Origin of the sequence: Streptomyces sp. NPDC005706 (assembly GCF_040631045.1) — a bacterium.
Classification (GTDB): Bacteria; Actinomycetota; Actinomycetes; order Streptomycetales; family Streptomycetaceae; genus Streptomyces.
The window spans coordinates 51,951-63,876 of record NZ_JBEXYS010000024.1; the positions used below are offsets into that span (position 1 = coordinate 51,951).

An 11,926-nucleotide genomic window follows, 5' to 3' on the forward strand; every position below is an offset into this window, starting at 1 on the left:
GCGCCTCGGCTCACCTGCTCTTCGCGCGCGCCTGGCGCCGGGTCTCGAAGGGGCGCTCGCGGCGGTAGCGGCGCTCCCACTTGGCCTGGCGGTCACGGCGCTCGCGGTACGCCCGGTAGGAGTCGGGCACCGGGCCCGCGCCGCCCGGCGGGGGTGCGGCGGGCGAGCCCCGGCCGTACTTCGCGTACAGGTACAGCAGCACGGCGGCGCCGAGCCACCAGGTGTGGTTTCCGAATCCGAGGATCACCAGGACGACGGTCCCGGTGCTGACGACGCCACGCATGACGGACCTCCTCCATGAGGTGAGTGGGGACGGGGTGTCGGCTTCGCGCCGTTTGTTCAGCGTAGAGAGGCCGCATCCCGGTACGCACCTCGTTTTCCGCGCGGTCCGGCCCGTGTGAGTGAATGGCGCTCATGAGCGAACTCCCCGCGCCCACAGGCGAGTACAAGGACTTCGTGTACGCGTACGACGGCGAGCGGATCAGCGGGGTGAGCGCCGGTCCGCCCGGACGGGCGACGGCCGTGCTCCTGCACGGCGCGGGAACCGGCAGCAAGGAACGGCTGCTGCCGCTGGCCGCCGAGTTCGCCGCCCGTGGCGCGCACGCCCTGGCCTTCGACTTCTCCGGGCACGGCGAGAGCAGCGGCGCGCTCGCGGAGTCGAGCCTGCGACGGCGGTTCGCGCAGGCGGTCGCGGTGATCGACGCGCACGCCCCGGCGGGCGATCCGCTGGTGCTGGTCGGGTTCAGCATGAGCGGGCAGACGGTCGCGGATCTGGTCCGGCACTACGGGCGCCGGGTGGTGGCGGTGGGTCTGTGCGCGCCCGCCGTGTACGCGCCGGAGGCCTGGGACGAGCCCTTCGACGACGGCAGCCGGCGGTTCAGCACGATCATCCGCACGTCCGGGAGCTGGCGGACCTCCCCGGCGCTGGAGGTGCTGCGCGCGTTCGAGGGGCGGGCGGTGCTGGCGGTGCCGGGCACCGACGACGTGATCCCGCCGGAGGTGACGGAGGCCGTGCAGGACGCGCTGTCGGCACGCGCCCAGTACACCCGGCTCGAACTCCCGGACGCCGGGCACCGGTTGGGCCTGTGGCTCCAGGACCACGCCGAGGACCGGCGGGACCTGGCGGCCGCGCTGCTGGACGGGCTCGAGGACGGTGCCTGGGCGTCGACGCGCGGCTGGCTGGCCGAGCGGCTGCCGCGGGGCCGTGAGGTCGTGGACTCCCGTCCGCTCTCCGGGGGCTGGTCCGCGCAGATGCGGGGGCTCACGCTGGACGACGGGGAGGAGCTGGTGCTGCGCACGTTCGTGCGGCCGTTCTTCCGGCGGCACGCCCCGGGGCTGCTGTCCCGGGAGGCGGCGGTGCTCGGTCTGCTCGCCGGGCAGGAGGGCGTTCCGGCACCGGCCCTGGTCGCCGTCGACGCCACCGCGGAGCACTGCGACCACCCCAGCCTGCTGATGACCCGGATGCCGGGTCTGGTCCGGGTGGACGACGAGGACGGGGAGTTCCTGGACCGGCGGCTGGACCTGCTCGCCGCCCAGCTGGTCCGTATCCACGCGGTCGAGCCGGCGGAGCGCCCGCGTCCGTACCAGGCGTGGACCTCGCCCGGGAGAGTGCGTGCGCCGGAGGGCGCGTTGTGGGAGCGGGCGGTGGACGTCATCCGGCGCGACCCGCCGCCGTACCGCGGCCGGTTCCTGCACCGGGACTACCACCCCGGCAACGTGCTGTTCACGGGGGCCGGGGACGGGCTCCGGGTGAGCGGGGTCGTCGACTGGGTGGAGACCTCCTGGGGCCCGGCCGACCTGGACGTCGCCCACTGCTCCACGGCGCTGGCCCTGCTGCACGGCCCGGAGCACGGGCTGGCCTTCCGGGACCGGTACGAGCGGCACGGCGGTGACGGTCTGGCGGACGGGCCGGACCACCTGTACTGGCGGCTGCTCGACGCGCTGGCCTACTCCCCCGACGCAGCGAAGCTGGCCGGGCCCTGGCGTGAACTGGGCCGCACGGATCTGACGCCCGGGGTGCTGGGCGAGCGGCTGGCGGCCTACGTGGGCGGGCTGATGGAGCGGTACGGCTGAACCTCGGGCGCCGGACACCGGTTGTCGGTGGTACCGGCGAGCATGCTGGGAGTGGCACGGTGAGCGACGGGGAGGTCGGCATGGGCGACGGACGGCGGCACATCGGTACGGCGGAGCGGCGGGCGCGGCTGGCGCTGCGCCACCGTCTCGCGGACACGGCGCGGGCGGCGACCCCCGAGGAGGTGGCCGCCGCCCTGGTGGCCCTGCACGGCACGGACCCGGCGACGGTGTATCTGGCGGTGGCGGCGCGGCTCGCCGACGCGGCGAAGGCGGTGCCGGAGACGGAGCGGGCGCTGTACGGGGACCGGACGCTCGTCCGTATGCACGGCATGCGGCACACGGTGTTCGTGTTCCCCACGGAGCTGACCGCCGTCGTGCACGCGTCCACGGGCCTCACGGTGGCGGCGCGGGAACGCGCCTCGCTGGTCAAGGACATGGCCAGGGCGGGCGCCCCGGACGCGGCCTGGCTGGCGGAGGTCGAGGCGTCCGCGCTGGCGGCGCTGGCCCGGCGCGGCCAGGCGACGGCGGCGGAGCTGACGGCGCACGAGCCGCGGCTGCGCGAGCAGTTCGTGTACGCGGCGGGCAAGAGCTACGAGGGGGTCCACACGGTCTCCTCTCGGCTGCTGCGGGTGCTCGGCGTGGAGGGCAAGGTGGTCCGGGGCCGCCCGCTCGGCTCCTGGACGTCCAGCCAGTTCCGCTGGGCGCCGGCACCGCCGCACCCGGAGCTGGATCCGGCGCGGGCGCAGGCCGGTCTGCTGGAGCGCTGGCTGCGGGTCTGCGGGCCCGCCACGGAGGCGGACCTGAAGTGGTGGACCGGCTGGCGGGTGACGGAGGTGCGCCGCGCCCTGGCCGCGATCGGCGCGCACGAGGTCGCCCTTGAGGAGGGCACGGGTTTCGTGGCGGCCGGTGACGTGGAGCCGGTGGCGGCTCCCGGCCGGCCGTGGGCGGCCCTGCTGCCGGCGCTGGACCCGACGGCCATGGCCTGGCAGCGGCGCGACTGGTACCTGCCCGACGGGCTGCGCCCGGAGCTCTTCGACCGCAGTGGCAACGTGGGCCCGACCGTGTGGTGGAACGGCCGGGTGGTGGGCGGCTGGGCCCAGCGCGCGGACGGCGGGATCGTCTGGCGGATCCCGGACGCCGGCGTGCGCCGGGAGGCGGAGCCGGTGGTGGCGGTGGAGGCGGAGCGGCTGCGGGGGTGGCTGGGCACGACGAGGGTCACCCCGCGGTTCCGCACCCCGCTGGAGCGGGAGTTGTCGGCCTGACGGTCCGGGTGCCCCACGCCGGCCCGGGGCACCCGGCACCGGTTCTCACCGGGTGTAACGCATCAGCGCCCGCACCATGTGGCACGTCGTGGCGGACGGCGGGCGCACGCCGATCCGCTCGGCGGTGCCGCGGATCGCCTCGTCGTGGGCCTGGTTCGGCAGGTGGACGCCGGTGTCGAGCAGGGCTATGGCGAGGCGCATGGCCTTCAGGCGCCGGTTGTGGGTGACGTACCACTCGCGGGGCCGCCCGGCGGGCAGCGGACGCTTCTCCACCGGCGCGTAGGGCGAGTCGAGCCGGACGGCGCGCTTGGCGGTGGACTGAGTCGGCAACGGCTTGGACTTCAGGGCGGCAGCGGGCACGGGCATCCTCCTGTCGCGGTCAGGGCACCCGCCGGAAGGTCTCCGGCGATTCCCTCGAACACTGCTCCCATTCTACTGCCGGGCACTGACATTCAGGGAGTCGCCGAGTGGCTCAAATGCGCAGATGGGACAGGAAGTTGGCGCCGTGTCACGGCAGGTTCGGGAGGTGCGGATGGGGCGGCGGGAAATCGAACAGGCTCATCGCTCCGCGACCGCCGCGCGGCGTGCGCCGGCCCGGTTCTCGCGTACGGTGTGCCGCATGGAGATCTGGATCAACCCGGCCTGTTCCAAGTGCCGCAGCGCCATCAGCCTGCTCGACGCCGAGGGGGCCGACTACACCGTCCGCCGCTACCTGGAGGACGTGCCGAGCGAGGACGAGATCAGGGCCGTGCTCGGCCGGCTCGCACTCGAGCCGTGGGACATCACCCGCACCCAGGAGGACGCCGCCAAGGAGCTCGGGCTCAAGGAGTGGGCACGGGACGAGAGCGCGCGGGACCGGTGGATCACGGCCCTCGCCGAGCACCCGAAGCTGATCCAGCGGCCGATCATCACGGCGGACGACGGGACCGCCGTGGTGGGCCGCACCGAGGAGGCCGTGCAGGAGGCGGTGTCCCGGAGCAAGAGCTGAGCGGTGCCCAACCGAGTTGTGACGCAGGTTACTTGGAAGAACCCCGGTGACCACTGAGTAACCCTGTTCGGGATCTCGTACATAGCGGCGTACGCTCCCCTACCTCTTCAGGAGGCGCGCATGTCTCGCAGGAGAACTCTCAGCACGAAGAAGAAGCTCGCGCTGCTCGTCAGTGCCGCGGCGGTGGCGGGCGGCGGAGCCTTCGCGCTGGCGTCCACCTCGAACGCCGCACAGAGCCCGCAGAACGCCCGGACGCTGTCCGCCGGGGACTCGACGGTGTGCCAGGGGCTGGCCACGGCCCACGGCAACAACGACAAGTTCATCGCGGACCAGAAGGCGAAACCGGACGCGCAGTCGGCGGCCCGGATCGCCAACCGCGAGGCGGTCATCAAGCAGATCGAGGTCCAGCAGAAGGCCGCCGGATGCACCGTTGGGGAGTCGGCTCAGGGCTCCCAGGCGGCGCAGGGCGGCCAGCAGGGCAACGAGCAGCAGGGGGCCGGCGCGCAGCAGGGTGCCGACGCCCAGGCGGGCGGGGCGCAGGCCGGTGGGGCGCAGCAGTCCGCGCAGCCCTCGGACCCGGCGGCCGGCGGGAACGACGCCGGCGGTGCCGCGGCCTCGGGCCAGCAGGTGTGCAAGGGCTCGACGGTCACGCTCTCCGGTGAGGGCGGCGCCCCGGCCGCGTCCAGCAACCAGTTCCCGGCCGGCACGACCCTGAAGGTCACCAACCTGGACAACAACAAGTCCACGACGGTGAAGGTCACCTCGGTCTCCGGCAGTTGCGCGCTGCTGAACAACGCCGCCTTCGAACAGGTCCGGGAGCCGGGCAAGTTCCTCATCCGCCGCGCGCTCATCGAGAAGGTGGGGTGAGGCTCAGCCGGACAGGAAGCGCGTGAGGTGACGGCCCAGGCCGGGCGGCGCCGACTGCGGCAGCGCGTGGTGGGAGACCTCCGGCAGTACGCCGGTCTCCACGTGCGGCAGTGTCGCGGCCGCCCGGTCCGCCACCCGGGCGGGGTCATGGGTCCTGCTGTTCGCGGCCACGAGCAGCAGGACCCGTACGTCCAGGGCGCGCAGCGCCTCCGGCGCCGGGCGCGGGCCCGTCACCGGCCGCACGGCCGGGAAACGGGCCGCCGCCTCCTGCAGACGGAGCCAGTCGGGGTCGCAGGTCCCCCGCCCGGTCTCCCACTCCAGGAAGGCGCGGACCCGGTGGGGCGCGGGCCGCAGCAGCATCGGCAGGGCGTGCAGCAGGTACGCCGCCTTGTACCCGGCGAAGCATTCGGTCGGGTCCAGGAGGAACAGGCGGCGCACCCGGGCGGGCGAGCGCAGGGCGTGGTGCAGGGCGATCCAGGCGCCGTACGAGTGTCCGCCCACGTCGGCCGAGGCCGCGTCAAGACCGTCCAGCAGGGCGTCCACCCAGGCGGCCAGGTCGGTGACCGTGCGGGGGTGGCGGTCGCCGGCCGGAACGCTCAGTCCGGGCGCGCCGACCAGGTCGGGGGCCAGCACGCGGCGGGTGCGCGCCAGTTCGGCGGCCTGGGCGTACCAGGACACCGAGGTCGCTCCGCCGCCGCCCGGCAGCAGGAGCAGCGGCGGCGCGTCGCGCGGACCGCAGGCGTTGACCCGGGTCTCGCCGAAGGGTGTGAGGAGCGTCAGCGCCTCGCGGTCCGCCGGCCATTTCGCCAGCACCTTGTCGTATGCGACCCGGAAGGCGCCGGCGTCGTACCCGCTCGCCCATGGCATGACGGAACCCCCTATTATCTCGTCGAGCAAGATATTCGTTCGGCGAGATGATAACCCGGAGGACCGCATGCCGACCCCGCCCAGCCCCGATGCGGTGCCCGAGCTGGAGATCGTCCACCTGCTGCGCGCCGTCACCGTCGAACTCGGCCTGCACAGCGCCCGGTTCGCGAGCCGCAACGGCATGCACCCCACCGATGTGCGCGCCCTGATCGCGCTCATGGACGCCCGGCGCGCGGGCGAGGAGATGACGGCCGGACGGCTCGGTGCGGTACTGGGCATCAACTCGGCCGGGACCACGGCGCTGGTGGACCGTATGGAGCGGGCCGGGCAGGTGCGCCGGGTGCGCGGGGAACGGGACCGGCGGCGGGTCGTCATCGAGGTGGAGGAGCGTGCGGTCGAGCTGGGCCGGGCCTTCTTCGGGCCGCTGATCGAACGGTCGGTGGAGCTGCTGCGGGGGTACGACGAGCATCAGCTGGCGGCCGTCCGGGGCTTCCTCGGCGGGGTGCGGGAAGCGGCCGCCGGGGCCGGGTGAGCGTCCCCCGTCCCTCGCGTGCCGCCGCGCTCCTGCCTGCCGCGCCGCCTCACCACGTGAGTCCGGACACAGAAGGGCCGGGTAACACGGGGTTCACATACGGGCAACGGCCGGGAAATCGCCTGTTGACAGGCTGCCGGGCAGATCGAAGCGGCGCACCGGTGCCGCAGCGCCGCAAGCACCCGCGAGTGCGCCCGACCCACCCCCGAAGGATGTGGCCCCGTGACCTTCAAGGCTGAGTACATCTGGATCGACGGCACCGAGCCGACGGCCAAGCTCCGTTCCAAGACGAAGATCATCACGGGTGCTCCGGCCGGTCTCGACGCACTGCCGATCTGGGGCTTCGACGGCTCCTCCACGAACCAGGCCGAGGGCCACTCCTCGGACCGCGTGCTCAAGCCGGTCTTCACCTGCCCGGACCCGATCCGCGGCGGCGACGACATCCTCGTGCTGTGCGAGGTCCTCGACATCGACATGACCCCGCACCGGTCCAACACCCGTGCCGCGCTGGCCGAGGTCGCCGAGCGGTTCGCCGCCCAGGAGCCGATCTTCGGCATCGAGCAGGAGTACACCTTCTTCGACGGCACCCGTCCGCTGGGCTTCCCCGAGAACGGCTTCCCGGCCCCGCAGGGCGGCTACTACTGCGGTGTCGGCTCCGACGAGATCTTCGGCCGTGACGTGGTCGAGGCGCACCTGGAGAACTGCCTGAAGGCGGGCCTGGGCATCTCCGGCATCAACGCCGAGGTCATGCCGGGCCAGTGGGAGTTCCAGGTCGGCCCGCTCGCCCCGCTGCTGGTCTCCGACCAGCTGTGGGTGGCCCGCTGGCTGCTCTACCGCACCGCCGAGGACTTCGGCGTCTCCGCGACCCTCGACCCCAAGCCGGTCAAGGGTGACTGGAACGGCGCCGGCGCGCACACCAACTTCTCCACCAAGGCGATGCGCGAGGGCTACGACGCGATCATCACCGCGTGCGAGTCGCTCGGTGAGGGCTCCAAGCCGCTGGACCACGTCAAGAACTACGGCGCCGGCATCGACGACCGCCTCACCGGCCTGCACGAGACCGCCCCGTGGAACGAGTACTCCTACGGCGTCTCCGACCGCGGTGCCTCGGTCCGCATCCCGTGGCAGGTCGAGAAGGACGGCAAGGGCTACATCGAGGACCGCCGCCCGAACGCCAACGTCGACCCGTACGTGGTGACCCGCCTGCTGGTGGACACCTGCTGCTCCGCGCTGGAGAAGGCCGGCCAGGTCTGATCCGCACCGCTCTCCCGAAGGGGCGCCCGCCAGGACGGCGGGCGCCCCTTCGGCGTCCCGGTCGCGCTCGGGGTCCACTTCGAGCCGGGCGGGCGTCCAAGCTGTGAGAGAGGGGTCCGCCCGGGCCCCGCTTCTGCTTCAATGGGCCCATGGCCGGCTTCCAGAACCGCACCGCGACGGGTCGTCACGACCTCGAGCCGTTCTGGCCCTCCCGTCAGCACCACGACTTCGACCGAGTGTGTTGCCGCGCGGCGAACGCGCGGGCCCTCTAAAGCCGTACACCCCGGCCTTCGGCCAGCGCGGAACGACGTACGTCTCCCGGCGCGCCCGACCACGAATCGCGGCCGCCGCACCTTCCGACGAACTCCTCGCGCGAAAGAGCTGACCTCTCATGGCGACCACTCGTTCCCTCTCCACCGCCACCCTTCCCGCCCCCGCCCAGAGCGGCCCCCGGCACCGGCTGCGGGCCGTCGACCGGGACGAGGTCGTGGACGTCGCGGACCTTCTGCCGCCGGGTGCCACCTGGCTGCCCGCGCCGCAGCACACCGTGCCCGCCCTCCCCGGACAGCCTCCGATGGTCGGCTACCTGGTGCTGGTCCCGGCCGACCAGCGGCCGCCGTTCCTCCCGGTCACGCTGCCGGACGGAACCGGGGCGGCGGCCGGCGCGGCGGCCGGGACGGACGGCGACCCGCTGGTGCGGATCGACGCCGTACAGCGCACCGTCAGCGTCGACGGCCGCCAGCTCGACCTCACCTACCTGGAGTTCGAGCTGCTGGCCCACCTCGTGGCGCACCCGAACCGGGTGCACACCCGCGACCAGCTCGTGACCACGGTGTGGGGGTACGGCCACGTCGGCGACGGCCGTACCGTCGACGTCCACATCGCCCGGCTGCGCCGGAAGCTGGGCGAGCGGCACCGCCGGTCGATCCAGACCGTGCGCCGGGTCGGCTACAAGTACACCCCGCCGACCGGGGACTGAGCCGGGCCGTCTGCCGTCGGCAGACAGCCCTTCCCTCCCCGGGCCGGTACCGGGCACGCTCACCGGCATGAGACTTCTGGTGCTGGGCGGTACGGAGTTCGTGGGAAGGACCGTCGTGGAGGCCGCGCTCGCGCGCGGCTGGGAGGTGACCGTCTTCCACCGGGGACGGCACGCGCCTCCCGCGGGGGTGCGGTCGCTGCACGGCGACCGCACCGCGCCCGACGGGCTCGCCGCCCTCGCCGCCGACGACGGCACCTGGGACGCGGTGGTCGACACCTGGTCGGCCGCGCCCCGGGCGGTCCGGGACGCGGCGCGGCGCTTGCGCGGCCGCGCCGGCCGGTACGTCTACGTCTCCAGCCGGTCCGTGTACGCCTGGCCCTGGCCCAGGGGGGCCCGCGAGGACGCCCCGCTGGTCGAGGGCGCCGCCGCCGGCGCCGGGGCGACCGACTACGCGCGGGACAAGCGGGGCGGCGAACTCGCGGCCGTGGAGGCCTTCGGCGCCGGGGACTCGCTGCTGGTCCGGGCCGGGCTGATCCTCGGCCCGTACGAGAACGTGGGCCGGCTGCCCTGGTGGCTGAACCGGATCGCCCGCGGCGGCCCGGTCCTGGCACCGGGGCCGCGCGACCTGGCCGTGCAGTACATCGACGTCCGCGACCTCGCCGGCTGGCTGCTCGGCGCGGTGGAGCGGGCACTGAGCGGCCCGTACGACCTGGTCGGCCCGCCGGGTCTGACCACGATGGGCGAGCTGCTCGAGGCGTGCGTCCGGGCGACCGGCGCGGACGCCGAACTGCGGTGGACCGAACCGGGGCTGATCCTGGACGCCGGGATCGAGCCGTGGACCGGGCTGCCGGTGTGGGTGCCGCCGGACGGCGAGATGTACGACGCCGTGCACCGCTCGGACGTCTCACGGGCGCTGGCCACGGGACTGCGGTGCCGGCCCGCGGGTGAGACCGTCGCGGACACCTGGCGGTGGCTGACCGGTATCGGGGGCACGGCACCGCAGCGGTCCGACCGGACCTCGGTGGGTGTCGATCCGCGGGTGGAGGCGGAGGTGCTCGCCGCGGCCCGGGGTGTACCTGGCACCACCCCCTGACCGGGGGCTCCGGGCGAGTGACCGGCGCCGGAGGGTCGGCCAGACTGACCGCATGACTACCGACACGAAGGGCGGCGCGGTGCGCGCGCGGGCACGGGACGCCGCACTCGCCGCCGTACGGGGGCTCGTACTGGCCGTGGCGATGCTGCCCGTCACGGTGCTGTGTCTCACGCTGACCCTGGTCTCCGTCGCGCTCGTACCGATCGGCATCGGCATCGTCACGACCCCCTGGATCCTCGGCGGGGTGCGCGACGTCGCGGACACCCGGCGCAGGATCGCGGCCGAGTGGGGCGGGGTGCCGATCCCGTCGGCGTACCGGCCCGTGCCCGCCGGCGCCAACCCCTGGACGCGTACCTTCACGATGCTCGGGGACCGGCAGGTGCGGCGGGACCTGCTGTGGCTGCCGGTGGACCTGACGGCGGGCTTCGTCACGGCGCTGCTGCCCGCGGTGCTCGTCCTCTACCCGTTGGAGGGCTTCGCGGTGGCCGCGGGGCTGTGGCGGGTGCTCGCGGACGGCGACACCTACTGGTACGGCTTCGTGCCGGTCACCGGCGGGATGAGCGCGATCGGCGCCGCCGCCCTCGCCGCGGTCCTGCTGTTCGCCGCCCTCCGCTTCACCCCCCGCCTGCTGACCGCCCACTTCCGCCTCACCCGGGCCGTCCTCGGCGCGGACCGGGGCGAACTCGCCGAGCGGGTGAGGGTGCTGACCGAGACCCGGCGCGACGCCGTGGACACCTCGGCCGCCGAGCTGCGCCGCATCGAACGGGACCTGCACGACGGCGCCCAGGCCCGGCTGGTCGCGATGGGCATGGACCTCGGGACCGTGGAGATGCTGCTCGACAAGGACCCGGCGCAGGCCAAGCGGCTCCTCACCCAGGCCCGCCGCAACTCGGTGGAGGCCCTGGAGGAACTGCGCGACCTGGTCCGGGGCATCCATCCGCCGGTGCTGGCCGAGCGCGGACTCGGCGACGCGGTACGGGCGTTGGCGCTGCGGCTGCCGCTGCCGAGCGAGGTGACGGTGGAGCTGTCCGGCCGGGCGGACGCGCCGGTGGAGTCCGCCGCCTACTTCGCGGTCAGCGAGGTGCTCACCAACGCCGTCAAGCACTCCGGCGCCGACCGGCTCTGGGTGGACCTGCACCACGCCGACGGGATGCTGCGGATCACGGTCACCGACAACGGCAGGGGCGGCGCGGTGGTCGGCGCGGGGTCCGGGCTGGCCGGGGTGGAGCGGCGGCTGGGTACATTCGACGGCGTCCTGGCCGTCAGCAGCCCCGTCGGCGGTCCCACCCTGGTCACCATGGAGCTCCCGTGCGCGTTGTCCTAGCCGAAGACCTCTTCCTGCTGCGCGACGGACTGGTCCGGCTGCTGGAGGCCTACGACTTCGAGATCGTGGCGGCCGTCGAGTCCGGCCCCGAACTCGACCGCGCCCTCGCGGAGCTGAAGCCGGACGTCGCCGTCGTCGACGTACGCCTGCCGCCCACGCACACCGACGAGGGCCTGCAGTGCGCGCTGCGGGCCCGGCGGGAGCGGCCCGGGCTGCCGGTGCTGGTCCTGTCCCAGCACGTCGAGCAGCTCTACGCGCGTGAGCTGCTGGCCGACGGCAGCGGCGCGGTGGGCTATCTGCTCAAGGACCGGGTGTTCGACGCCGGCCAGTTCGTGGACGCGGTGCGGCGGGTGGCCGCCGGCGGCACGGCGATGGACCCGCAGGTGATCCAGCAACTGCTGTCGCGACGGGCGGCCGACGACCGTCCGCTCGGCCATCTCACCCCGCGCGAGCTGGAAGTGCTGGAGCTGATGGCGCAGGGCCGCTCGAACGCGGCGATCGCCGGGCAGCTCGTGGTGACGGAACGGGCCATCGCCAAACACACCTCCAACATCTTCACCAAACTGGGCCTGGAGGTGTCGGACGACGACAATCGGCGCGTACTGGCGGTGCTGGCGTACCTCGACCGCGGCCGCTGATGTGAAAATCAACTACCGCTGGTCATGCGCCATTTGAGGCTCATGACAC

The 11,926-nt window shown here is 73.9% G+C and carries 13 protein-coding genes; 10 read left to right on the top strand and 3 right to left on the bottom strand.

The window, feature by feature from the left end; all coding sequences use genetic code 11:
- Nucleotides 1-10 precede the first annotated feature (10 nt).
- Nucleotides 11-283 (bottom strand): hypothetical protein, encoded by a 273-nt coding sequence (locus ABZ478_RS29075; protein WP_359553793.1) that lies wholly within the window; start codon nucleotides 281-283, stop codon nucleotides 11-13.
- A gap of 131 nt (nucleotides 284-414) precedes the next feature.
- Here ABZ478_RS29075 and ABZ478_RS29080 point away from each other — a divergent pair, with 131 nt between their 5' ends.
- Nucleotides 415-2,073: an alpha/beta fold hydrolase gene (locus tag ABZ478_RS29080; RefSeq protein ID WP_359553795.1), complete on the top strand. Its 1,659-nt coding sequence runs from the start codon at nucleotides 415-417 to the stop codon at nucleotides 2,071-2,073.
- An 80-nt stretch (nucleotides 2,074-2,153) separates the two neighbouring features.
- Nucleotides 2,154-3,335: a winged helix DNA-binding domain-containing protein gene (locus tag ABZ478_RS29085; protein ID WP_359553883.1), complete on the top strand. Its 1,182-nt coding sequence runs from the start codon at nucleotides 2,154-2,156 to the stop codon at nucleotides 3,333-3,335.
- A 45-nt stretch (nucleotides 3,336-3,380) separates the two neighbouring features.
- Here ABZ478_RS29085 and ABZ478_RS29090 read toward each other — a convergent pair whose 3' ends face one another.
- Complete coding sequence (locus ABZ478_RS29090) at nucleotides 3,381-3,695, bottom strand: hypothetical protein (RefSeq protein WP_359553796.1); 315 nt, start codon at nucleotides 3,693-3,695, stop codon at nucleotides 3,381-3,383.
- Between the two features lie 259 nt (nucleotides 3,696-3,954).
- Between ABZ478_RS29090 and ABZ478_RS29095 the strand changes: the two genes are divergently transcribed.
- Together ABZ478_RS29095 and ABZ478_RS29100 are read left to right on the top strand one after the other, a co-directional pair.
- Nucleotides 3,955-4,323: an arsenate reductase family protein gene (locus ABZ478_RS29095; RefSeq protein ID WP_359553797.1), complete on the top strand. Its 369-nt coding sequence runs from the start codon at nucleotides 3,955-3,957 to the stop codon at nucleotides 4,321-4,323.
- 120 nt (nucleotides 4,324-4,443) lie between these two features.
- On the top strand, nucleotides 4,444-5,190 hold the full coding sequence (locus ABZ478_RS29100; RefSeq protein WP_359553798.1) for a hypothetical protein: 747 nt from the start codon (nucleotides 4,444-4,446) through the stop codon (nucleotides 5,188-5,190).
- A 3-nt stretch (nucleotides 5,191-5,193) separates the two neighbouring features.
- Here ABZ478_RS29100 and ABZ478_RS29105 read toward each other — a convergent pair whose 3' ends face one another.
- Nucleotides 5,194-6,057, bottom strand: a complete 864-nt coding sequence (locus ABZ478_RS29105; protein WP_359553800.1) for an alpha/beta fold hydrolase — start codon at nucleotides 6,055-6,057, stop codon at nucleotides 5,194-5,196.
- 67 nt (nucleotides 6,058-6,124) lie between these two features.
- Here ABZ478_RS29105 and ABZ478_RS29110 point away from each other — a divergent pair, with 67 nt between their 5' ends.
- The 6 genes from ABZ478_RS29110 to ABZ478_RS29135 all read left to right on the top strand — a co-directional run bounded on the left by ABZ478_RS29110 (nucleotide 6,125) and on the right by ABZ478_RS29135 (nucleotide 11,877).
- Entirely contained in the window at nucleotides 6,125-6,589 is a 465-nt protein-coding gene (locus ABZ478_RS29110; protein WP_359553801.1) for a MarR family transcriptional regulator, read from the top strand.
- Between the two features lie 222 nt (nucleotides 6,590-6,811).
- Nucleotides 6,812-7,843, top strand: coding sequence for a glutamine synthetase (gene glnII / locus ABZ478_RS29115; RefSeq protein ID WP_359553803.1), 1,032 nt, complete (start codon nucleotides 6,812-6,814; stop codon nucleotides 7,841-7,843).
- A gap of 391 nt (nucleotides 7,844-8,234) precedes the next feature.
- Nucleotides 8,235-8,822 carry a winged helix-turn-helix domain-containing protein gene (locus tag ABZ478_RS29120; protein ID WP_359553805.1) on the top strand — a complete coding sequence of 196 codons (588 nt, stop codon included), beginning with the start codon at nucleotides 8,235-8,237 and terminating at the stop codon, nucleotides 8,820-8,822.
- Nucleotides 8,823-8,889: 67 nt separating this feature from the next.
- Entirely contained in the window at nucleotides 8,890-9,915 is a 1,026-nt protein-coding gene (locus ABZ478_RS29125; protein ID WP_359553807.1) for an NAD-dependent epimerase/dehydratase family protein, read from the top strand.
- Nucleotides 9,916-9,967: 52 nt separating this feature from the next.
- Nucleotides 9,968-11,239, top strand: coding sequence for a sensor domain-containing protein (locus tag ABZ478_RS29130; protein WP_359553808.1), 1,272 nt, complete (start codon nucleotides 9,968-9,970; stop codon nucleotides 11,237-11,239).
- Nucleotides 11,224-11,877, top strand: coding sequence for a response regulator transcription factor (locus ABZ478_RS29135; protein ID WP_358940283.1), 654 nt, complete (start codon nucleotides 11,224-11,226; stop codon nucleotides 11,875-11,877). The genes ABZ478_RS29130 and ABZ478_RS29135 overlap by 16 nt, the downstream gene beginning before the upstream one ends.
- Nucleotides 11,878-11,926: the final 49 nt, after the last annotated feature.